At 51.5% G+C, this 21110-nt stretch carries 23 protein-coding genes; 13 read left to right on the forward strand and 10 right to left on the reverse strand.

The window, feature by feature from the left end; translation table 11 throughout:
- Window positions 1–321: 321 nt before the first annotated feature.
- Complete coding sequence (locus ABD892_RS03345) at window positions 322–627, reverse strand: hypothetical protein (RefSeq protein ID WP_345193834.1); 306 nt, start codon at window positions 625–627, stop codon at window positions 322–324.
- 116 nt (window positions 628–743) lie between these two features.
- Between ABD892_RS03345 and ABD892_RS03350 the strand changes: the two genes are divergently transcribed.
- The 3 genes from ABD892_RS03350 to ABD892_RS03360 all read left to right on the forward strand — a co-directional run bounded on the left by ABD892_RS03350 (window position 744) and on the right by ABD892_RS03360 (window position 2867).
- A complete protein-coding gene (locus ABD892_RS03350) occupies window positions 744–1037 on the forward strand; it encodes a transcriptional regulator (protein ID WP_345193836.1) in 294 nt (97 codons plus the stop codon).
- Between the two features lie 2 nt (window positions 1038–1039).
- On the forward strand, window positions 1040–2311 hold the full coding sequence (locus ABD892_RS03355; RefSeq protein WP_345193838.1) for a type II toxin-antitoxin system HipA family toxin: 1272 nt from the start codon (window positions 1040–1042) through the stop codon (window positions 2309–2311).
- 226 nt (window positions 2312–2537) lie between these two features.
- Complete coding sequence (locus ABD892_RS03360) at window positions 2538–2867, forward strand: nucleotidyltransferase domain-containing protein (protein ID WP_345193840.1); 330 nt, start codon at window positions 2538–2540, stop codon at window positions 2865–2867.
- Window positions 2868–3194: 327 nt separating this feature from the next.
- On the opposite strand, the gene ABD892_RS03365 is transcribed toward ABD892_RS03360, so the two are convergent.
- A complete protein-coding gene (locus ABD892_RS03365) occupies window positions 3195–3761 on the reverse strand; it encodes a putative ATP-dependent zinc protease (protein WP_345193842.1) in 567 nt (188 codons plus the stop codon).
- Window positions 3762–3974: 213 nt separating this feature from the next.
- On the opposite strand from ABD892_RS03365, the gene ABD892_RS03370 reads away from it, so the two are divergent.
- Together ABD892_RS03370 and ABD892_RS03375 are read left to right on the forward strand one after the other, a co-directional pair.
- A complete protein-coding gene (locus tag ABD892_RS03370) occupies window positions 3975–4709 on the forward strand; it encodes a tyrosine-protein phosphatase (RefSeq protein WP_345193844.1) in 735 nt (244 codons plus the stop codon).
- Window positions 4706–5398 (forward strand): hypothetical protein, encoded by a 693-nt coding sequence (locus ABD892_RS03375; protein WP_345193846.1) that lies wholly within the window; start codon window positions 4706–4708, stop codon window positions 5396–5398. Before ABD892_RS03370 ends, ABD892_RS03375 begins: the two co-directional genes overlap by 4 nt.
- Before the next feature lie 299 nt (window positions 5399–5697).
- Here the strand turns inward: ABD892_RS03375 and ABD892_RS03380 are convergent, their stop codons facing one another.
- Window positions 5698–9147 (reverse strand): SNF2-related protein, encoded by a 3450-nt coding sequence (locus tag ABD892_RS03380; RefSeq protein WP_345193848.1) that lies wholly within the window; start codon window positions 9145–9147, stop codon window positions 5698–5700.
- A 154-nt stretch (window positions 9148–9301) separates the two neighbouring features.
- On the opposite strand from ABD892_RS03380, the gene ABD892_RS03385 reads away from it, so the two are divergent.
- Window positions 9302–9712, forward strand: a complete 411-nt coding sequence (locus ABD892_RS03385; RefSeq protein WP_345193850.1) for a hypothetical protein — start codon at window positions 9302–9304, stop codon at window positions 9710–9712.
- Between the two features lie 232 nt (window positions 9713–9944).
- Here ABD892_RS03385 and ABD892_RS03390 read toward each other — a convergent pair whose 3' ends face one another.
- The 6 genes from ABD892_RS03390 to recD2 all read right to left on the reverse strand — a co-directional run bounded on the left by ABD892_RS03390 (window position 9945) and on the right by recD2 (window position 14381).
- On the reverse strand, window positions 9945–10154 hold the full coding sequence (locus ABD892_RS03390) for a hypothetical protein (protein WP_345193852.1): 210 nt from the start codon (window positions 10152–10154) through the stop codon (window positions 9945–9947).
- 256 nt (window positions 10155–10410) lie between these two features.
- The gene (locus tag ABD892_RS03395) at window positions 10411–10632 is read right to left on the reverse strand and encodes a DUF6364 family protein (protein WP_345193854.1); all 222 of its coding nucleotides are present in this window, start codon (window positions 10630–10632) and stop codon (window positions 10411–10413) included.
- Window positions 10633–11073: 441 nt separating this feature from the next.
- A complete protein-coding gene (locus ABD892_RS27035; protein ID WP_425559160.1) occupies window positions 11074–11163 on the reverse strand; it encodes an SEC-C metal-binding domain-containing protein in 90 nt (29 codons plus the stop codon).
- A 79-nt stretch (window positions 11164–11242) separates the two neighbouring features.
- A complete protein-coding gene (locus ABD892_RS03400; protein ID WP_345193856.1) occupies window positions 11243–11776 on the reverse strand; it encodes a hypothetical protein in 534 nt (177 codons plus the stop codon).
- A gap of 243 nt (window positions 11777–12019) precedes the next feature.
- Entirely contained in the window at window positions 12020–12148 is a 129-nt protein-coding gene (locus tag ABD892_RS03405) for a hypothetical protein (RefSeq protein ID WP_345193858.1), read from the reverse strand.
- 22 nt (window positions 12149–12170) lie between these two features.
- The gene (recD2, locus tag ABD892_RS03410) at window positions 12171–14381 is read right to left on the reverse strand and encodes an SF1B family DNA helicase RecD2 (RefSeq protein ID WP_345193862.1); all 2211 of its coding nucleotides are present in this window, start codon (window positions 14379–14381) and stop codon (window positions 12171–12173) included.
- A 181-nt stretch (window positions 14382–14562) separates the two neighbouring features.
- On the opposite strand from recD2, the gene ABD892_RS03415 reads away from it, so the two are divergent.
- The 7 genes from ABD892_RS03415 (at window position 14563) to ABD892_RS03445 (ending at window position 20767) form a co-directional block, all read left to right on the forward strand.
- Entirely contained in the window at window positions 14563–14838 is a 276-nt protein-coding gene (locus ABD892_RS03415; protein WP_345193864.1) for an HU family DNA-binding protein, read from the forward strand.
- 120 nt (window positions 14839–14958) lie between these two features.
- Window positions 14959–15237, forward strand: a complete 279-nt coding sequence (locus tag ABD892_RS03420) for a cold shock domain-containing protein (RefSeq protein WP_345193866.1) — start codon at window positions 14959–14961, stop codon at window positions 15235–15237.
- 291 nt (window positions 15238–15528) lie between these two features.
- Complete coding sequence (locus tag ABD892_RS03425) at window positions 15529–15936, forward strand: hypothetical protein (protein ID WP_345193868.1); 408 nt, start codon at window positions 15529–15531, stop codon at window positions 15934–15936.
- Between the two features lie 127 nt (window positions 15937–16063).
- Window positions 16064–16702, forward strand: a complete 639-nt coding sequence (locus ABD892_RS03430; RefSeq protein ID WP_345193871.1) for a hypothetical protein — start codon at window positions 16064–16066, stop codon at window positions 16700–16702.
- 19 nt (window positions 16703–16721) lie between these two features.
- Complete coding sequence (locus ABD892_RS03435; RefSeq protein ID WP_345193873.1) at window positions 16722–17258, forward strand: FlgO family outer membrane protein; 537 nt, start codon at window positions 16722–16724, stop codon at window positions 17256–17258.
- Between the two features lie 1201 nt (window positions 17259–18459).
- Window positions 18460–19404 carry a Nudix family hydrolase gene (locus tag ABD892_RS03440; protein WP_345193875.1) on the forward strand — a complete coding sequence of 315 codons (945 nt, stop codon included), beginning with the start codon at window positions 18460–18462 and terminating at the stop codon, window positions 19402–19404.
- Window positions 19405–19525: 121 nt separating this feature from the next.
- Window positions 19526–20767 (forward strand): hypothetical protein, encoded by a 1242-nt coding sequence (locus ABD892_RS03445; protein ID WP_345193877.1) that lies wholly within the window; start codon window positions 19526–19528, stop codon window positions 20765–20767.
- An 86-nt stretch (window positions 20768–20853) separates the two neighbouring features.
- Here ABD892_RS03445 and yacG read toward each other — a convergent pair whose 3' ends face one another.
- Window positions 20854–21057, reverse strand: a complete 204-nt coding sequence (gene yacG / locus ABD892_RS03450; RefSeq protein WP_345193879.1) for a DNA gyrase inhibitor YacG — start codon at window positions 21055–21057, stop codon at window positions 20854–20856.
- Window positions 21058–21110 lie beyond the last annotated feature (53 nt).

Genomic DNA, 21110 nt, shown 5'->3' on the forward strand with positions numbered 1-21110 from the left:
TTGCACTGAGATTCTTCAGGCGCGTAATCTCGTTTTCGAGGGTTTCTATCCGTGCCTGTTGTTGAATAACAAGCTCCTGAAGCCGAACAATCTGCTCCTGCTGTTGAGCTATAAACTCAAGCAGGTTGGGCGACTGATCTTCAGGCGGTAGTGTGAACATGGGGATGAGCTTAGGCGGCAGAACGTAAAATCGCCTTATGTACCGGTTTTTGAGTACTTACCGTTGATCCATAGCTGTATTCCCACTCCCTCCAATAGGAGTCACTTTTTGTTTTTACCTGCTTTCGCTGCTCTGAAATTGTGAATGTGATAGTGACGTCATCAATGGTTACAGCATTCATGCGCTGATTGCTTTTCGCTGGTATTTGTATAGGCCACTTTCGGTCTTTGAAATAGCGCAGGAGGCTGTGTGATCACCTCCTGAATATTCCCCTCCAGAAGGGAAATGGTGAAATCCTTTCCTAATTCTACGAGGGTCCAATAACCTGGCGGAGGCAGGGGGATATCTGCTGATTTAGCAACTTCTGTAATGATGGATGCAGGAAGCTCCCATTCTTCTGCCAGGGCCTTTCTCGTTTTTGACCAAAGGGCGCGGTATAGCTCTGAGCGTGTCATGCTTTGCGACATAGTACCCTCAACTAGTACATTCATTGAACTATATGGATATAATAGTGTCTATATATTTGATTATTGTCCATTTATAGATACTATTATATCTATATAGTGTTGAGTTTGGATGAGTGATGGCTCTTCTCTCTTTGGTAACTGCGCCTGATATTCAACAGCGTTTGGCTGATTCGGTCAGATTGTTGAGAAAAACTAAAAAGCTTTCCCGCAAGGCGCTCGCAGAAATGAGCACGGTTCCTGAGCCGACAATCAAAAAATTTGAGACGACAGGGCAGATCTCCCTGCGGCAATTTCTTTTGTTGTGGCAGTCGGTTGCGGATCTTGGCTCTTTTGTTGATCTTGCGAAACAGGCAGAGGATAAATTAATACAATCCCAGCCTCGTTCAATCAATGATGTCCTCAGGAGTTGAGCATGAACAGAGCAAATGTTCGACACCTGCAGGTTTGGCGTCGTCTGTCTGATGGGGGCGATACTCTGGTCGGTGAGTTGGCGCAGAACCAACAGGGGACGTTCTTTCAATATGATCCATCTTATCTTGAGTGCTGGCAGAGTCTTTCTCCCTTTAGCTTGCCATTTGATAACAGTCTGACAAAGGCGCCTAAGACTCCCCATGGCGGTTTGCACGGGCTGTTTTCTGATTCCCTTCCAGATGGCTGGGGCATGCTACTGATGGATCGGGTCTTCCGGCAGCGGGGAATATCGCCTCACAGCATTACCCCAATGGATCGTCTGGCCTATATCGGCAGGCGCGGAACGGGGGCATTGCACTACACCCCCGCTATGGATAGTGGAAGTGAAGAAGGCCTGACTGAGATGGCCACGCTAGGTGAACAGGCTGCTTTGGTTTTTGATGGACAGACGGATGAGGTACTCCAGGCGCTGGCCAATGCCGGTGGATCCGGTGGTGCCAGACCGAAGGCATTGATCTATTTTGACCCTGAAAATCCGGAGCAGGTATTCACTGCTGAGAATGGGGCAAAAAGTCAGCCCTGGTTGGTTAAATTCACGTCTTCAAAGCTGGCCTTGGGGCATGATGAAGGGCTGTGTGAGGCGGCTTGGCTGGATATGGCCACGCAGTGTGGTATTGATGTGCCGGAGCACAGGCTCTTCCCTCAGGAAAGTGGACATACCTGGTTGGCCGTAAAGCGATTTGATTGTGTAGAGGGGGTGTCTTCTGGTCGCAAGCATATGCAGACCTTGTGTGGTTTGCTTGATGCTGATTTTCGTCAGCCGTCCATGGATTATGAGGACCTCATTAAGGCCAGCCAGATACTGTGCCAAAGCCCGGCAGTGGGTCGGGTGCAGTTCCTGAGGGCTATGTTTAACCTGTTTGCCGTTAATCAGGATGATCATACAAAAAACTGGTCGTTCCTGATGTCAGACTCCGGGCAATGGCAGCCGTCGCCAATGTACGATGTTACCTTCAGCCCGACCCCTTGCAATGAACACTCCATGGCATTTGGTGGGTATGGTTCCAAACCTCCGTTGAAAACGGTTCAGAAGCTGGCTTCCTATGCCAACTATGCATCGTGGAAGGAGGCTCAGAAGGATTTGCAGATGATTTGCGATGTGCTGGCAGGGTGGTCAGATCGCGGCAAAGAACTGGGAGTGAAAACTATGAGGATTAAAGAGATCAGTGCCCAGATCAATAGGGTATATGAGGAAAATAAAGGGCTGTTGTAGTTCGTATTTCAGTGTCGCTAAGATCAACTACCGGTGTTTAGGCGGTTAGGTATTCCGCCCTTTATCTGTACACTGTCCGGGGATTTTTTCCGGTCCACACTGTTCTGTACAAATTCCGCAATATTCGTTAGTCGATTTTACTGCACACTGTTTCCGGACAGGGAAAAATATCGGTTGATGATTGCTTTGTAGAGACATTCCCGGCGAGGGTTGGATGAATGAAACCATGAGAATAACCGACGAACATGCGGCCATTATTTGCCAGGTGCTGCAGCATTATTTTGGTGCAGATACAGAGGTCTGGCTTTTTGGTTCCAGGGCGTATGACATGCAGCGTGGGGGTGATATTGACCTTTATCTGGAAACCAGCTTGCAGGCCCCGGATGCAGTGATAGAGGCAAAACTACAAGCCCTGGTGGACATTAAGATAAAGATCGGCGACCAGAAGATAGATCTGGTCATTTACCGCCGGGGACGTGACAGGGAGGCTATTCACAACGAGGCTCGTAACACCGGTGTTCGACTGAGTGATAACAAGGTGGGACATAAGCAATGAATGACCAATAGCCAACACAACACCTTGCCCATGTGACTGGTCGTAAATTGTGGATCTGCGATCGGCAAGCCATGCAGCTTGAATGGGTAATGTCTGAGGTGGAAAGGCTGTTTCCCCTGATGGCGAGTCAATTTGACATCTGGCACCGGCAGAAATGACCTGCTTCTACCAGTTTGCAACGCGCTTTAGCTGTTGGGGGAACATCGTTATAGCCAGCTTGAGCCCGGTAATGGCTCGGGGTTTTATGGGTTTTACTGTTGTCAATGCAACTGATTGACGCCGCGCTGTCCTGTGCAGGAGAGCAAGGATAGGCGCACGCAGTAGAGTCTACCGTGACACCAGCTCGCAATTTTTTGAAAGCAGGTTTTCTCCCCCTATATCGATGAGTGCAACGCCCTCCAGGGTGTTCTTGCCGAGCAGCAGGCGTTCCTTGAAGGGCGAGCGCCGGATCAGGCTGAACTCGGTGGGTAATGTCAGTGGTCCCAGTTGGATGGTGGCGCGAATGACCGGGCGTTTCTGGGGTTTTCCACTGTGGGTCTGGATCCAGGCATAGCGCACCAGCGGCTTGACCATCTTGATCATGACATCATGGTTCTCGTTAGTGTTCGGTACATTGAAGTAGACCCAGCGGCTGCCGTTGGTATGGGTTTTGACATCAATGTCGTGGGCGTCCATGGAGGAGATTGTTGAACCGGAGTCAATCAGGCTGGTCAGTCTGACCGAATGCTGATCCAGCCGGGTGACGGTTTCATGATTACCGAGAATATAGCGGTCGTCGTGGCGGCAGTTGCTGTAATCACTGTTGATCGCCCGGGCGGGTGTCACTGTCAGGGTAAACAGCAGCCACGCAACCGTGGCCGCTCGCTGACGATATCGTTCGGAAATAAACTGCATGATTAACTTCCCTGTGAACGTACTGCATCTTCAACGTCTCTATAAGTTTTAGCTCAGCGAGCGCCCTGGATTTCCCTTCCCCTCACATCATTTTTGCGGAGTGTTGTTTTTCTGACAGCATTGTTCGCTCTGTCTTTTTGCTGTTTCGCTTTACGTCAGGAACCGGTAATCTTCGCTACCGGTTTTTCCTGACTGAAGGCTGCTGTTCCCTCCATGATCGATATCCATAACCATATCATTCCCGGCATTGATGACGGGGCTGCCGAAATGGCCGACGCCCTGGACCTCCTTCGCCTGGCGGTTGCTGACGGCATCACGCAGGTGGTGTGCACCCCCCATATGCATGCCGGGCGCTATGACAACGATATCGATACCATCCGTCCCGCCTTTGCCGCCCTGCAACAGGCTGCCAGCCAGGCGTCGATTCCGCTGCGGCTGGCCATGGCGGCTGAAGTGCGGGTCAGCGATGAATTCATGGTACAGCTGCGTCGGGGCAGGGTGCCCCTGGTTGGGCAGTGGCAAGGCAGTGACAGTGTGCTGCTGGAAATGCCGCACCAGCAGGTTCCGGTGGGGCTGGATAACCTTCTGGCGTGGCTGCAGCGCCAGAATGTCCGCCCGGTCATTGCGCACCCTGAGCGTAACAAGGAGCTGATGCGCTACCCGGAGCGAAGCTTGAAGCTGGTTGAGCGCGGTGCGTTATTCCAGCTGACAGCAGGCTCCGTTGCGGGGCACTTCGGCGGACAGGCACAAGATACCGCCCGCTGGCTGCTGGATCGTGAGCTGGTGCAGTTTGTCGCATCCGATGCCCACCATGCTGTCAGGCGACCACCGGCCATGAAAGCGGCCGCCGATACGTTGCAGGAGTGGTATGGGGTCGGTGTCAGGGATCTGCTGACCGATACACTTCCGCGGCAATTGACCGAATCCCTGTTTGGAGCAGAGGTATGAAAGCTTTCTCAAACATCCGGTTTCGCATGCTGATCGTTGTGGTGGCTGGGTTGACCCTGCTCGGCTTTGCCGCCAATGAGGCCAGAAAGCTGGTACAGGCCGGCGCGTACAATAACCAGACAGAAGCCTACCTGGATTTCTGGCGGGAGAAGCAGGCGAAGCAACCTGATGAATTCTCGCTGCGCTCAAAGGATTACGAGGTTGCCCTGAATGGTGCAAGGCGGGCAATAGAATTACTGCCTGATGCGCCGGAACAGTGGGTGCTGAAAGCCCGTGTGCTGGACTGGGGGCAGCAGTATGGCCTGATGGATACAACAGACGGCAAGACCCCGCTGCTCGGTGCCTGGCGGGACGCCATCGCACTCCGCCCTGCGTGGCCTTATGCCTGGTCTGACTATGCCATGGCCATGGCGCAGCAGTCACAGATCAATCAGGATTTTGAAAAGGCACTTCTGGAGGCGGACCGGCTCGGCCCCTGGGAGGAGCGTGTGCTGGAAAACAGTGCCACGCTGGGCCTGCATTACCCTAACTGGCTCAGCGAAAATACACAGGAAACCCTCAATCACAGTCTGCAGCGGTTGGCCGAACGTTACCCACACAAGGCGCTGGCCATTTCACGTCGCTATGGTCAGGAAGGCCGGTTATGCCAATGGCTGGCGCATCCGGAACGGGTGCGGGAATGTCAGTGATGAACTAGCGGCTGGTTCCTTGTATTTGCGACGTTGTATGAATGGAAGTATTGATCCAGCGAAGTGTCACAATAATGTCCGCTAAGTGGATCAATATGGACTCTCAGTGCAAATTGTAGTCGCTCGAAAGCAATTCATATGTTGCTTTTCGTGTGATTTAATACGATACCCTCAAAAAGCAACATATATATTTCTATTAGTGAAAAAGAAGCTGATATGTTTCCTAAGTGCAAATCCCTGGCATCAGTGATCACATCTATCTTGCTGAATTATGTTAGGGCCGACAGGCGGCCCCGGCATCAGTNTGTCAGATCTGCCAGTTCTTTCTTACTCTGGATCATGGCGTCGATTTTCTCCTCAAAGGTGTTCTCGGTAATCAGCCTGTGTACCTGAACATTTTTCTTCTGGCCAATACGGTAGGCCCGGTCGGTGGCCTGGGCTTCCACGGCGGGGTTCCACCAGAGATCGTAGTGAATCACCTGGCTGGCCGCCGTCAGGTTCAGGCCGGTGCCGCCGGCCTTGAGGGACAGGATCATCATTCGTGAACGCGGGTTGTTCTGGAAGTCCTCCACCAGTTTGTCCCGCTTTGTCCTTGCCAGCCCGCCATGCAGGAAGGAGGCGTCGACAGCCAGCTCCCTGCTGAGACTCTTGACCAGCAGGTCCCCCATGGTGGTGTACTGGGTGAAGACCAGTATTTTCTCACCGGCTTCCATGGCTTCGCGACAAATTTCCAGAAAGGTGGCAAGCTTGCCGGATTCGGCGACAACCGCTTCATTCTGCCCCATGAACTGGGCCGGCGTGTTGCAGATCTGTTTCAGGGCGTTGAGCAGTTTGAAAATAATTCCCCGTCGTTCAATGCCTTCTTCACTGGATGCCAGCTCCTCCATGATGTTGTCGACAGTGTTCTGGTACAGGGAGGCCTGCTGTGGGCTCAGGTTGCAGTAGCGGTTGCTTTCCACCTTGGCGGGCAGGTCGCTGATGATGCTCTGGTCGGTTTTCAGGCGACGCAGGATAAACGGCGCCGTAATTTTACGGAATCGCTCCAGGCAGTCCCGGTCGCGGTCCTTCTCAATAGGCGCGGCAAACTCATCCTGGAATTTCTTCTGGGTGCCCAGGTAGCCTTTGTTGGAAAAGTCGAACAGGCTCCAGTATTCCCGCAGGCGGTTCTCCACGGGGGTGCCGCTCAGGCCGATGCGGATGTCCGACTTCAGTTGCTTGATGGCTTTCGTCTGCTGACTGCCCGGATTCTTGATGTTCTGGGCCTCATCAATGACCACGGTTCGCCAGCGGGCCTTGCCAAGACGGGCGGCGTCTGAGCGCACCAGACCGTAGCTGGTCAGAACAATGTCATGGTCGTCTGACTTCAGTTCCCGCTGGCTGCCGTGGTAAACCTGTACTTTCAGGTCGGGTGCAAACCGTTCAATTTCCTTGCGCCAGTTGGTGAGCAGTGAGGTGGGGGCGATGACCAGCCCTTTGTGTCGCTCAAGCTGGCCGCTCTCTTTCTGGTGCAGCAGCAGGGTGATGACCTGCAGGGTCTTGCCCAGACCCATGTCGTCGGCCAGCAGCGATCCGAAACCGATGCGGGCGTTCTGCGCCATCCATTCATAACCGCGTTGCTGATAGGGCCGCAACTGTGCTGCCAGCCCCTGTGGCAGTGGGGTGGGTTCTCCCCGGAGCAGCTGGTCGAACAGGGCCTTGGCGCTGTCATCCAGATCGACAGTGGCGCCATCCAGTTCACCGGAGAGGCCGGCCTTGAGCAGCTGGACACGGGAGAGTGACTCGGGCAGGCCGTTCAGTTTCTTTAGCAGATCTTTCAGTCGGGTATCGTCCAGCATGACATACTGGTCCAGCAGTCTGACCAGTCCGGCACTGCCCTGCACCAGCTGCAGGAATTCCTCCGCTGACACCCGCTTGTCACCGATGGCCACCTGCCAGTCAAACTGCAGCAGCTGGTCAAGGTTGAGGTAGCTGACCGGTTCGTTGCTGCCGCTGTCCCGGATGGACAGGTTGAGTTTCGGGTAGGCCAGGTTGCGCAGGCTTTTTGGCAGCACCAGCCGGATGCCCAGCATTTTCAGCGCAGGCAGGGTTTTCAGAAAGATCGGGGTGAAGGCTTCCAGCGTGTAGAGAAGGGGCGTTTCAGTGTCTGGTGTGCTGTAGAGCCGATCAATATCCGGCAGGTACTCGGCCAGCAGGGCAAGGTCAGCCAATACGCTGACCTTGGTTTCTGACAGCGCCCTGTTGGAAAAAAGCTGCTCAAACGGTTGTAGTTGCCCCTTGTGCTCCACCTGCAGGGTGATGGAGAGCCGGTCATCAACCTGTTCTTCCACCAACAGGTGTATCTGGTGGGTGCGCTCGCCCAAATAAAGCCGATTCAGCCAGTGGCGGATCACTTTCGGGTATTCAGCGGTTTCAAAACTGTCGAACAGTGTCGGCGTGTTACTGAAAAACAGCTGTGGAATGGATTCTGCGGCCAGCCTGCCCGGTGACTGTGCCAGCGCTTCCAGGGTGAAATAGCTGATGATGTTGTGCAGGGCGGCATCCACCTGGGTTTTGCCGTCGGCATAATAGCGAACCGGTTTGTTGTGGCGTTCAGAGGTATGCTCCAGAACCACCAGGTCAGGTGGGCAGACGGCATATAGTGGTTTCAGTAACGCTTTGACCGGCGCACTCAGCAGGGCGGGACGCCAGAGAACGACGGTGCCCTGCTGGCCTTGTTCATACACCGCAGGCACGTAGGCCTGACGGGTGACCAGGCGGATTGCCAGTCGGTAGAGTAACTGCCACATGAGGGCGTGATGGTAGTGTTGAACCGCATCAGGCCGCTGTTCAGTATGCAGGCTTTTCAGGCGCTGGTGCCAGGCGATAGCGTCAGCAGGTATCGAGGCATTACCTTCGCTTTCGATAGTGATGAACGCGCTGTTGTCGTTGATCACCAGCGAAAGCCGGTCGAAATCAGTGAGTTCGGTGGTGACGGTGTCCGCAGCATCGCTGTCAAAGGCCGCGGCAACCTTCGCGGCCCGTTTGTAGATGCCAGCCATGACCTGCCGGAAGTCTTTTGAATAAAAGAGGGGCTTTGCCGTGAGAATGCCAAACAGGCGTTCTTCCAGCGGCTCAATGGTGGTCAGGTCGAGGTTATCCAATACGGGCTGTTCCGGCAGTTGCCAGTCTTTCACGACGGGCGCTTTGTGCCAGTGATCCAGGTATGCCGGCGGGGCATCCATGCCCGAGATGGCGACCCCGGATTGCTGTTCCAGGGCCTTGATCAGATCCATCCCGTGCAGCTGGAACACCAGGAACGGGTTTTTATCGATCTCGTTGGCAATCAGGTAGATCACTGCCGCGATATGCTTGCAGGGCATGGCCCAGTCCGGGCAGGAACAGCTGGCCTTCATGTCGTTCCAGTTGCGTGGAAAGATGGCAATTTTGTTGCGGGTCATGAGCGCCAGTGTCTGCTCTGGCAGCTGGCGGTTGAGCAACCGTGACAGTACAGCCGGGTTCTCGCTGACGGACTCAAGAATTGTTTTCTGTGCCTGAACGGAAAATTCATCGAGCCTGACGGATACCTTGTAAGGCCTTATGCGACGTCCCTGAACACGTGCGGTAACGGTTGTGCCGTTGATCGTGATCTCCGACACCGAACCATTGCCCGCATAGCGGCGCCCTCTTGGCAGGCGGTTACTGAAATCAATCCCGTTGAAGGCGGAAAGCCATTGCTGGCCCCACCAGGTCTGGCCGTATTGTGCTGCCATGGTTGGTCGCTGTGATGCCTGATTGTTATGAACGTGTAGTGATGACAAGCAGTTTATCAGTTCAATGAGACGGAATGGTCTCCGGTCATGGAAAAACGGATAGCGGGGAATTTATGACTATTTTCGTTGCCTAAGCCATGGAGGAAGAATGGCTATGAGCAACAAAAAAGATTCTGGCTGGGTGTACCTGCTGACGCACAAGGGGCGCCGGGGAATGGTCAGGATTGGTACAACACGGCAAACCATGGAAGCGCATATGGCAGGGATGAATGCGGCCTCACTGTCGTCGCCCTATGAGTGCTTTGCGGCCTGGTACATCCATTGTTTCTCACTCGGTCATTTTGAACAGTTCCTGTGGCTGATGCTGGCTGGCAGGCGCAATGCCTTTTCGGATAATTTCTTTTTGATGAATGAACGGGATGCGGCCATTGCGATACATCTCCATGTTTTGAAGGAAGCCGAACTGTTCGGACTATACGGCAAAATTATCCGGATGGCGGATGATGAGCTGATTCTGAATATCATGAGGTTGCTGACAGGTAACCCGCGCAAAGCTGACCCTTGATCGCATCATATCCGTGCCGTTCTGGCGAAGTGTGAGCAAACGCCATGTGACGGTATCCCGTTATGTCATTTTCCCGAGCCGTCACTCTGGTTTCCGTCTGTATGTGGTTTTCCCTGATGAGTCGTGCCCCGAAAACGAGGCGTATTTTTATCAGTGACCGGCCTGAATCAATCCCGCCGGAAAACTATTTTTGCAAAGCGACTCAATACGCCGATGTCTGTGTGGGGTGTAATTACAAATCCTTGCAGGCTTCAATAAACATATTTATCTGTTCTAAATGGCATTGAGTCACCCTGGTCTTACACGCCCAATACTCAGCCATACGTTTATTGCCAACAGCGGTGTAATAGGCAGCCAATCTTGTCTGACTTTCCATCGCCCTTTGTAAATCATCCAGATTTTGCTCGTCTGGCTGCATAGTGGGGCTTTCGAACTTTTCCATCTACAACGCCTGAAGCACCATGTACAGGGAGATCAATAAGTTCGATTGAGAATATCAGTCTTTGCCTGAAACCTCCCCTGCACTTTATACATATCTCACATGTAGCAATACGCAATCCAGACGGCTCATATGCGCTAAAAGACTGAGGGTAACGACAGTCAGTCGGTAAGGTGAGCGAAACGGGGGGGCTGGCTACCGCTTTATTTCGCTACCCAGAAAGCTGTCAAGACTACTGATGGGTAGGCCTGCATCGCCGTTACAAGTGGTCTTTCATAAGGCGACGGGCATACTGGTCGAGATCTGCCATCATGTCTTCATCCCGGGAATTAGGCGTGTCGAGTGATGGTTCCGACCATCGGGCGATCAGATGTTTCAGGTGGTTCTCTACAAGCTGGGTGAGGCTCTGGCCCTGTTCCTCTGCATATTTCTGCGCTTTCCTGTACAGGCCGGGCTCAATGGTCAGAATCAATTCACTCATGGCAATATCCTTATGCAGCCTACGGGTTTTATTGCAACCGTATAAACGATGACTCCTGTCATGTCGGATAACGTAATGGCGGAAGGGTTCCCATAAGGGGCAAAGGCCTGAGTGCCGGGTGGTGCGTTGCGGGAAGAGGCGGAAAAACAAAACCCCGCACTAGCGGGGCCGAGACAATCATGATGCTTTACTGCCTGCTTGTTCTTCTTGCGTCCCTGGGGCGGGAGCAATCCGTACATTGCCAGATTAGGAGCAACAGACCATTCCGTAGAACCGTTGCCGTGGGCAGGCACGGCGCGCACTTTACTTAAAAGAGCCGGTGGTTTTTTTGATATTGGTCAGTGTTTCTGACCTTCCGGTTACGGTTTGAATGCACGTGAATGATGTGAGACGGTTTTGGTAAATCAAAACGATGGCTGTACTGCAGACCGGTTGTTGACTTCAGCTCAGACAGCATTTCTTGTGCTTTTTACCGCTCCAGCAAGAGCAGGGAGCGTTTCTGCCAACCTTGATAGCGTTGACTGTCGGCATTGATGTCACCAACCATGCACCGCCAAATTCAGGGGCTGCATCGCAGATGTAGTCCCTGGGATTTTTGGGTATACGCTGGTTAACCTAATTGGATATTCTTTATCTTGTAGACAAACTCTGGCCTGTTAGCATACTTCAATGCACTGTCCCAGAGTGGATGAGTACGGTCATTCAGATTTTTTGCTAATGCTTTTATCTTTTGCGGTGCATCATCGCGGAAAAAATTTTGGTTCTTACGATTTTTGTCATAGCTTACGCCAGAAATCTTAAACCTTATACCCTTGATTCTCTTTTGCTTCTGCTGTTCTATATCTTGGTGTGCTGTTTCCCAAGTGATTGCTCGGATTGCCAAATAATACTCACGCTCATTCAACTTACCATTAAAAGTGAAATTTGATTTTGGCGGATACTTTGGCTTCAGATTTCTTTGATATAAGGATCCATAAACATATCTGAAATGCAAATCATCGTCTGACATTTCATACCTTCGACAGTCAGAAATATCGACCCAGTGACCCTTTGCTTTCTGAAGATGTTTTTTGACAAACAAGACAGCAATAGCTTCTTCAGAGCCAGCATACTCAAGGTATTTTTTTAATAGTTTTTCGTCCATAAATCAAAATACAACCTTTGTTTTTATTCATGAGAATCGTATCACGATGTTGGATGTCCATCACATCCTGATCGGATGGTTCTTCACCGCCTTCATTCTTTGTCCCCTCATCATTCTGCCAATGGCTTCCAGTTCATCTTCGTCAGACAGGCGATTCATGGATTCCCTGAGGTCAGCAAAAAAGGGACGGCGTCACCCATGTGTTCCCGGGATGGCGTAGCCCAAGCTCAATTTTCACATATTTTAAGCTAGCAGGGTGTTGGCGATTTGATGACGGCCATTGATCCCCATGGTGTAATAGTCAATTCTGTCGTCTATAGAAAATTCATTGAGTGTCAGGAAGTCGGAGACAGGTTTGGCGTAATGTGTCACTGCATTTTGCCCATTGGAGTGATTACGTTGCGCGGATTCTTGCCTGCAGGTTGGTCAACCGTCGTGTGGATTTTCGATTTCTAGCCGCCATGCCCACGGCCTTGGGCTGGCCGATCAACACCACCAGCTGTTTGCCGCGGGTGACGCCTGTATAGAGCAGGTTGCGTTCCAGCAGCGTATAGTGCTGCATGGCCATCGGAATGACAACACAGGGGTATTCCGATCCCTGGCTTTTATGGATGGTCGTAGCGTAAGCGAGGGAGACTTCATCCAGCTCACTGACCTGGTAATTCACCTCGCGCTCGTCAAAGCGGATCATCAGTTCCCCTTCTTCCACATCAATGGCGGTCACGGTACCGATGTCGCCATTGAATACCTCCTTGTCATAGTTGTTAACGGTCTGGATCACCTTATCGCCCGGCGCAAAAGTCCAGCCAAACCGGGTCACCTTGGGATGGGCGTCGGCGTTTAGTGCCTCCTGAAGCGCCACATTCAGACTTCTTGCCCCGAGACCTCCCCGGTTCATAGGCGCAAGCACCTGAATGTCCTTCACCGAATCAAAACCAAACCGTTCCGGCAATCGCCGGGTCACCACGGTCATCAGTTTGCTGAAGAGTTCCTCTGGCTCTTCCCCTGTCAGGTAATAGAAATCCGTCTCTTCGCCTTTGCTGGTCGGCTTGGGCGACTGCCCACGATTGATAGCGTGGGCGCCAGTGATGATCTGCGAGGTTGCCGCCTGCCGGAAAATTTCTGTCAACCGCGCCACCGGCACACTGCCGGAATCGATCAGGTCGCTGAGTACCGAGCCAGGCCCTACGGAGGGCAGCTGATCCACATCGCCCACCAGTAACGCCGCAGCGTTGTCAGGCACCGCCCTGAGCAGCTGGTTCATCAGCACAATATCGACCATGGAGGATTCATCCACGACCAGCAGGTCGGTTTCCAGCGGATTGTCGGCGTTACGCTTGAAATCGAAGGCCTTGGGATCAAACTCCAGCAGCCGGTGAATGGTAGTGGCTTCCTGGCCGGTGGATTCCGACAACCGCTTGGCTGCACGTCCCGTGGGTGCACAGAGTGTGACGTGGGCGCGTTTGGCGGCGATGATTTTCAGGATGCTGTTCACCACCGTTGTTTTGCCCACGCCCGGACCACCGGTAATAATGCAGAATTTCTTCTGCACGGCCAGCGCTACAGCCTCTTTTTGCGAAGACGACAGCTGGATATTGTTTTTCGCCTCCACCCACGGGATGGCCTTGTCCAGGTCAATAGCTGCCCAGTCTGATTCCCCCTGCGACAAACGAAGCACATGATTGGCCACGCCCTGTTCTGCACGATGCAAGGGTGTAAGAAACAGGCAGGGTTCTCCATTGATAGTCTCGGGTGTCAGGCGTTCTTCATCCATTTCCATCTGGATGGCCTGCTTGATGGTGGCTTCCGGAATCTCCAGCAGTTTGACCGAGGCGTCCACCAGCGATTGAAAAGCCTGGGCGCAATGCCCTTCGCCGGAATACTCCTGCAACACATGGCGGACACCGGCCTGGGCGCGAATGAGGGAAACCCGGTCAATGCCCAGCTGCATGGCCAGCTGGTCCGCTGTTTTGAAACCGATGCCGTGTATATCCAGCGCCAGCCGGTAAGGGTTCTCCTGAACCTTGGTGACGGCCTGGTCTCCATAGGTTTTGTAGATACGGACGGCACGGGCCGTGCCCACACCATGGGACTGGAGAAAAACCATGATCTCCCTGACAACCTTCTGTTCCGACCAGGCGGAGGTAATCTTCTCCCGTCGTTTTTTACCGATACCCTCCAGCTCCGTCAGCCGGTCCGGGGTTTCTTCAATGATGTCGAAGACCGCCTCGCCGAATGCTTTGACCAGCCGTTTGGCAAAGTGCGGCCCAATCCCCTTGACCATGCCGGAACCCAGGTATTTCTCAATGCCTTCCAGGGTGGTCGGCGTCACAGTCTTGATGTGCTGAACCTTGAACTGTACGCCATGCTTGGGATCATTGATCCATATACCGGCCGTTTCAACAAACTCACCGGGTGTCACCGATGGTGTACTGCCAGTCATGGTCACCAGGTCTCGCTGTCCCTTGCACTGGACGCGGATAACAAAGAAGCCGCTCTCCTCACTGTGAAAGGTAACCCGTTCTATACTGCCATCCAGTCGTATAACTGGCTGGTGGTCATGGGTGCGCTCTGATGCGGGATTCGTGGTGTGGGTTTCGTACATTGGGGCTCATGGCAGGATTGGCGACAGTATTCGTTCATGTTAACAGCTGGTTTGTGTATAAATCAGCCTGAAAACATCGGTTAACGCTTGAGTTCATAAATTGGTCTGGCTTAGTCTTTCACCGCCGGAATCAATCACAATCATATACCGGCAACGAAACACAGCATTGAGAGGAATATCCATGAACAAGGCACAACTGGTTGAATTGCTGGCCAAGCAAGCTGATTTGTCCAAGGCCCAGGCGGAGCGTGCACTCAAGGCGACCCTTGAAAATATTCAGGAGGCCCTGGCCAAAGGCGACGCGATTCAACTGACAGGCTTTGGTACTTTCAGCATTAATGAGCGTGCCGCCCGCACCGGCCGCAACCCGCAAACCGGACAGCCGATTCAGATTGCAGCGGCCAGAATTCCCACCTTCAAAGCCGGCAAGACGCTTAAGGAAGCGGTTAACCATTAACCTGGTGTGACTCTGAAACGACAGGCGTCTTCGCTGTGAAGACGCTGTTCTTGAGCCGGTCTTGCATTTTCCCGACATGACTCGGTATCCTGTTCAAAAAAGCAACAGGAACAGCAGGCAATGGAATACCTGACCGGTACTGTCAAATGGTTCAGTAATGCCAAGGGTTTGGGGTTTATAGATCCCATGTCGGAATCCCATCAGGAAGACATTTTCATTCATTACAGTGTGATCCAGATGGAAGGGTTCAAAACCCTGAAGGCGGCTCAGACCGTGCAATTCCTGATGGAACGGGGAGCCAAGGGGTTTCTTGCCACCTGTGTCATACCGGTATATGAAACTCGCGACGAGTACCTTATCCTAAGGCGGCAGCAGGGAGAAACGGCACAGGAAACCTAAGGATTCTCCACCTGGTTGCTGTTCAAATCCATCAATCGGACTTTTCGCGTCTGCATTCTGGCACCTTCCTGTTCGGGCGCTTATCGCCTGACTCACCCAATAATTCAGTAAATAACATCTTGTAGAAACCACTCCGTCACCGGGTACCTCATGCACGTTTTCAATGTGTTTCTCCCCTGAATGCGATGACAGGAACTTCCCCGGCTCTGCCATGTCGAAGCACTCAACCAAAGTCATCAGTCATATGGATGAGTGGGAAGGACATAGTCAACGGTACACAGGAGGTTAACCGTGGGAGAGGTACATCGGTTTCAGAAGAGCGAAACACATTCAGGCAATTCAAACAGGGCAGGTCAGACATATCGACGCAAGTGCTCGAATAAACAACGATTGAAAGGCCTGGATGAAATGGGGGTCTCCGGCCTGTGTCCATCGCTGGAGAAGAGTCGGGGGCAGATAGGGCTCCGGGCCTCACGATTGCAACGTTTGGTTCGTAACGCCGTTTTTAATTGTCGACGAAAAAGTTTGAGCCGGATGACGGTCAGTGAGCTGGAAGATGCCTTCCGGTCATCGTCGTCGGATTCTGGTGGCTGCGACAGACCCGGAAGTGAAAGGCGTTCATTTCTGAAAGTCTTCGGGATGGGACTGCTTTGGATGCTGCCCTGGTTGTTGGTGCTGGTTTATCTATGGTTGATATGACGTTAAGCGTCGAATTTTGCCATTTTCATTGAAAGTCATTCTGACCGCATGGACATGATACAACCGCTTCGATCAGAGTTAGCCCCGCAAACCATGCTTATACGTGCAATAACAATAAAGGATTACAATGAAAAATATTGCAGGATCCTTCTGTCTGGGGGCGGCTTTGGCAGTAATGGCCGGATGCAATCCTGTTCCGCCGGCAACCGGCATCAGTCACCAGGCGCAGGAAAAAATTCAGGCAACCCAGCACTGGCAGACGATCGCCAGCCATCTTGCCGGTAAAATCACCACCTCTGCCGGTAATTCTGATCAGCCTTTTTATATTGACAGCGAGGGGCGGCAAGGCGTCTTCGGGCGTGTGTTTGCCGACATGATGACCAGTGCGCTTCTGGCATCCGGTGCAAGGGTGTCCGAGCATCCTGATAACGCACTCGCTATCAGCTACGATGTCGAAACTGTCAGGCAGCCCTCGGATCGTGATGGGGAGTATCCCTGGCTGTTTACCGCCGCCACTGCCACGTATTACCTTATTGATGGTCTGGCCGGCGATGCCGCAGCGGTCATGGCGGTTGGAGCGGATGTCGCCCGACTGCAACCCTCCAGAACCCGTACCGAGCTTGCAATCACCACCCGTGTCACCGATCGTGGTCAAGTGTTGTTTTCAGAGACGGGCGTCTATTACATCACTGACCACTCGGCGTCCCACTATATGGGGGGAAACCGTGGAGGGAAAACCTTCCAGTTGACCAATGGTAGTGAGTAAGGAGCGGGAGGTTTTTATCATGTATCGTCTTATTGCAAAACTTGCCGGGTCTGTACTGTTGCTGACGTTACTGGCCGGATGCCAGAGTATCAACAGTCAGACGTCGGGTTCCAACCTGATCAGTAACAGCCATTTCGCCGCCAGTGAGCTGGTCAGGAAAGCGGGGGTAGCACTGCCGCCTGGTGCATCAGTGATCGCTACCAGTTTTGTTAGCATTGACAGTCTGGAATCCTCCTCAACCCTCGGACGTATTGTTGGTGAGCAGGTGGCTACGGGCTTGGCCGATGCTGGCTACCGGGTGATTGAGCTGAAAATGCGTGACCGGATTTTCATTAACGCCGGTGCCGGTGAGTTTATGTTGTCCAGGGAGTTGCGCCATATCAGTAATTTTCATGAGGCGCAGGCTGTGGCGGTCGGCACCTATGCTGTTGGCACAGAGTATCTGTATATTAATACCCGGCTGATTGATGCTGGCACCAACCTGGTTATCGCCTCCATGGATTACCGCCTGCCCATGAACCGGGATGTACGGCAGCTTTTGAGAAACAGTTTCTGATAGTGTTCAAATGGGTTGGTTCAAACCTGCGGTGTTATGCCGCAGGTGTTACGTTAATCGGGCTGGACGCCAGTGTTGCTAACACATTTCCATTATTCTGAATGTTCCGTGTGACGATGATGGTAACAACGGTCTGATCACGATCGCTAATGAATGTTTAACGGAGTCGGACGAATAAAAATCCCCCGCATGGGCGGGCGTTTCGCCTGTGGTTCCATGAAACGGGATAACGACCGGTCATCCCTGACCAGAGCCTGTTAGCGGCGCGGATAATAGAGTCTTGTTATAAGTAGGATTTTGACTCATGTCAAAAGGACGGGTTGTGCTGATGATTTAGTAGGTGCCGGCTCCCTGTGTTCTGAACTTTTAAATATCATCACTGCTGTGTTGCATTAGATATCATTCTACTCATGACAGGTTGCAGAGCCATGTTCCGGCAGTACCATGGCTCTGCCATGGTTCGGATGCCAGGCCTGCACGCCTGAGCGGTAACAGACTACCCTGCTGCGGTGGTGGCAAACAGGTCTGACAGTCCGCTTTTGTTCGTCAAATAGCACGCTATTCTCCTCACAAAACCAAACTGTCAGCCACTGTTATCCACCCTCCTCGCGACGGGCGCTGTTACCGTCAGGCGATGACTATGGCCAGCACATCCGGACGAATCTGGAAAATAGAAAGTGTTGTCATTTGAGGTGGGCAATCAAATTTTGACTTCATTGCGTGCGAACAGTTCAGGGGTGTCAGGGATGCTGGCAGTGACTGTCGACTGCGCTGACTGAAAAAGTGATGCGTAATGTTATCGATACTGTATTGATGCCGGTAAAAGGGTAGCCGGATTGGCAAAATGAGGTAACAAAGAGAGCCATATTGACTGTCATATTGGTCAGCCATATCGACATTTAAGGACAATTCAGGGACAGTTTGAGGGGGATTTCAGGGTAAAACAGGGGAAATCTGTTACAATTCCCCCTGTTTTTGTTAGCGTAAGTTGTTGATATTCAACAAGGTTATTAAAATGAAGAATTATATAATCTTCAATGCCGAATACCGCACATAATACTTTTACGCACAATGCTTTTTGCCTGTTGTGCTATCGATTGTAGTTGCTCGTGCTGTTTGATAGTCGCTGTGGGGAAGGAGCTATGCTGACTCAAGTCAATCGCTCGATATTTTTCACCGATAAGTGGGTATTCCATTACAAATGGTTAATCAGATAGTACATGTGGCAGCTGCGGTCATTGAGCGTGGTGATGACCATATTCTTCTTGCCATGAGGCCTGATGATAAGCATCAGGGCGGGCTTTGGGAATTCCCTGGAGGGAAACTCGTAGCTGGAGAATCTGTCCATGAGGCATTGTCTCGGGAATTAAAGGAAGAGCTTGGTATTTTAGTAGTTGACAGTTCTCCGTTGATTAGAATCCATCATGAGTATCCTGATAAAAATGTGCTTCTTGATGTGTGGAGGGTAACTGGGTTTGCTGGTGAGCCTTATGGTTGTGAGGGGCAGGAGGTGCGTTGGGTTAAGCGCGAAAACCTCACTCATTATGAGTTTCCGGCCGCGAATAATCCTATAGTAGCTGCCGCACGTTTACCGGATAAGTATCTGGTAACAGGGGTATTTGCTACAGAGGAAGAACTATTCCGGCGATTGCATTCTGCCATGGCATTAGGGCTTAGATTGGTTCAGTTCAGGGCGCCTTGGCTTGAGTCTGATGCATATATGGCGCTTGCTGAGATTATGGCAGGTGTGTGTAGGGAGTCGGGTAGCACGCTGATGTTGAAGGGGGATGTGTCTCTCTTGTTGGAGGATTGGGTTGATGGTATCCACTTAACGGCTGACCAGTTGCAACGACTCCGTAGCAAGGGATGGCAGTATTGCGGTGATAAGCTTCTGGCTGCTTCCTGTCATTCTGATATTGAGTTGGCTTGGGCTGCAGCGATTGGCTGCTCTTTTGCTACCTTATCACCCGTTCATCAGACGGCTAGTCATCCATATGCAAAAAACCTTGGGAAAACATTGGCTCGGGCAATCACTGATAAGGCTGTTATTCCTGTTTTTTGGTTAGGAGGAATGGGGGAAGATGATCTGGGCTCAATTAAAGTCAATGGCGGGCAGGGGATGGCTTCAATTTCTTGCTGGTGGTAGGTGTTTTCAGTATTTGTTATAAAAAGGTGGCTGATTATTAGCAAAATGTTGTGCTTTTCGATGAAACTTTAGAAATGTGGTGCTGTCTTACTCATATAAAGCTTTATTTGGGTGGGCAGTAATGATTGGAAATGCTTTCGGTTGTATGTTTTGTTATTTTCCTTGCATTCGAGATGTAAGGCAAGAAGATCGTGAGTTGCAGACTGCTAATTTTGGAAATCGGGATGTCAGGGTTTCTGCGCAGGATTATCAGCATTTTGCACGTCATTCTGAAGTTGTTGGACAAATGTTTGATAACCCAGAAGATGAAACTGTTGGGCTTTTCTCACCGTTGCCTGAGCGTCAAGTGGAAAGTGAAGGTACGGTGACAGGCATATTTTGCGATAAAAGAAAGGATGGCCGAGAGACCAGGGCAGAGAGTTTACCCTCTCCTGGCGTGGCTAGGCGTGATATTTGGTTTTTAAAATCAGTTCATCTCTCTTCATTGGCAACAGAAATAAAAAGGATTATGCAGAGTCTGTTTTATCGGGCATTGTCTTACTTTTGTTCAGGTGATAGATCTGATTTTTATTTGCAAAAAAGTTTGTATTTTTATTCAAAGACTAATTTATATTTTCGGGAAGAGGCTGGTGCTCGATTAATGCAGCTGGTGCTAGGTAAACTTTCAGAGGGTGAGGAGGGAGCTGAGAGGTGGTATCGTGCGAGAGTGTATTGCGAGATGCAAGACGGTCAGGTTGTGCATCCAGAGTTGGCAGTAAAAGACGTTAGCCCTTGTGAAGGGGTTGATTTTGAACGACTTATTAGTGAAATCGAACAGGCGTCTCGCGCTAGACCTCCAAGTGCCCGTGTGCTCCCAAGGGATTATTTCAAAGCAGGCGGTGATCCTGCGCTGCTTTATTTTCTGCGACTTTTGCTTTTAGCCGATGAAGACTGTTTAAAAGCAGGGAATTATTTGATTAAGCGTGATCCTGATGAGAAGCAAAGGCCAGAGTTTGTGGGTATTGATTGGGGTATGATTTTCTATCGCGGCGGAAGTAAATTGCGTTCATCTGTATCAAAAGAGCAATTGCTGCAAAGGGTTATGAAAAAATCATGGAAGCATTATGCGCAATACTCTTGCAGGACAACCATGATCGAGTTGTTGCAAAGAATGGAAGAGCTTGACCCTGGGTATCTTAGCCTCAAGTTCGATGAAGCGTTAAGATTAATTCAGGCGTGTACTCCTGAAGAGTTAAATCAATGTGTTGATAGAGTGCCTGATGTTGCAGTGGATGGAGCTGCTGAGAGCGAGAGAGCTAGAATACAGGGGCACCTTGCTTGGAGAAGAGGTTTGGCTGAAAGGTTTTTGCAACAGCGGGCTTAGTAGCGGGTAGCCCCCAAAAAATCTATTAGAGTAAAATTGGATGGTGCTTATCGGTTTGAATGGATATTGGTATGTACTTGCTTATTTTACTGGCTGCTTAAATCGGTTTCCATAATATCATCGAACTGGTTATCTCCCGGTATTTTGTGCTCTTCCTTGGCCCAGGCGCCAAGATCAATCAATCGGCACCGCTCGCAACAGAAAGGGCGAAATTTATTCTCGGATTTCCAGAGTACTTTTTTGCCGCATGTTGGGCATTTTACAGCAGTAGTCATAGTTATTTCTTGCATTGATACTTAAGAAGAGAAGGGCTCGCTTGCGCGAGCCCTGTTTGTATTTTAAC

The organism is Kistimonas scapharcae, from assembly GCF_039540975.1.
In the GTDB taxonomy this organism is placed as follows: Bacteria; Pseudomonadota; Gammaproteobacteria; order Pseudomonadales; family Endozoicomonadaceae; genus Kistimonas; species Kistimonas scapharcae.

Bases quoted from the DNA above. Each gene is read 5' to 3' on its own strand.
- ABD892_RS03385 (WP_345193850.1), top strand. From the start codon at position 9,302: ATGAGCAACAAAAAAGATTCTGGCTGGGTGTACCTGCTGACGCACAAG.
- ABD892_RS03360 (WP_345193840.1), top strand. From the start codon at position 2,538: ATGAGAATAACCGACGAACATGCGGCCATTATTTGCCAGGTGCTGCAG.
- yacG (WP_345193879.1), bottom strand. From the start codon at position 21,057: ATGCAAGAAATAACTATGACTACTGCTGTAAAATGCCCAACATGCGGC.
- ABD892_RS03345 (WP_345193834.1), bottom strand. From the start codon at position 627: ATGTCGCAAAGCATGACACGCTCAGAGCTATACCGCGCCCTTTGGTCA.
- ABD892_RS03370 (WP_345193844.1), top strand. From the start codon at position 3,975: ATGATCGATATCCATAACCATATCATTCCCGGCATTGATGACGGGGCT.
- ABD892_RS03445 (WP_345193877.1), top strand. From the start codon at position 19,526: ATGATTGGAAATGCTTTCGGTTGTATGTTTTGTTATTTTCCTTGCATT.
- ABD892_RS03400 (WP_345193856.1), bottom strand. From the start codon at position 11,776: ATGGACGAAAAACTATTAAAAAAATACCTTGAGTATGCTGGCTCTGAA.
- ABD892_RS03430 (WP_345193871.1), top strand. From the start codon at position 16,064: ATGAAAAATATTGCAGGATCCTTCTGTCTGGGGGCGGCTTTGGCAGTA.
- recD2 (WP_345193862.1), bottom strand. From the start codon at position 14,381: ATGTACGAAACCCACACCACGAATCCCGCATCAGAGCGCACCCATGAC.
- ABD892_RS03435 (WP_345193873.1), top strand. From the start codon at position 16,722: ATGTATCGTCTTATTGCAAAACTTGCCGGGTCTGTACTGTTGCTGACG.
- ABD892_RS03355 (WP_345193838.1), top strand. From the start codon at position 1,040: ATGAACAGAGCAAATGTTCGACACCTGCAGGTTTGGCGTCGTCTGTCT.
- ABD892_RS03365 (WP_345193842.1), bottom strand. From the start codon at position 3,761: ATGCAGTTTATTTCCGAACGATATCGTCAGCGAGCGGCCACGGTTGCG.
- ABD892_RS03420 (WP_345193866.1), top strand. From the start codon at position 14,959: ATGGAATACCTGACCGGTACTGTCAAATGGTTCAGTAATGCCAAGGGT.
- ABD892_RS03415 (WP_345193864.1), top strand. From the start codon at position 14,563: ATGAACAAGGCACAACTGGTTGAATTGCTGGCCAAGCAAGCTGATTTG.
- ABD892_RS03390 (WP_345193852.1), bottom strand. From the start codon at position 10,154: ATGGAAAAGTTCGAAAGCCCCACTATGCAGCCAGACGAGCAAAATCTG.
- ABD892_RS27035 (WP_425559160.1), bottom strand. From the start codon at position 11,163: ATGCCGACAGTCAACGCTATCAAGGTTGGCAGAAACGCTCCCTGCTCT.
- ABD892_RS03395 (WP_345193854.1), bottom strand. From the start codon at position 10,632: ATGAGTGAATTGATTCTGACCATTGAGCCCGGCCTGTACAGGAAAGCG.
- ABD892_RS03440 (WP_345193875.1), top strand. From the start codon at position 18,460: ATGGTTAATCAGATAGTACATGTGGCAGCTGCGGTCATTGAGCGTGGT.
- ABD892_RS03350 (WP_345193836.1), top strand. From the start codon at position 744: ATGGCTCTTCTCTCTTTGGTAACTGCGCCTGATATTCAACAGCGTTTG.
- ABD892_RS03375 (WP_345193846.1), top strand. From the start codon at position 4,706: ATGAAAGCTTTCTCAAACATCCGGTTTCGCATGCTGATCGTTGTGGTG.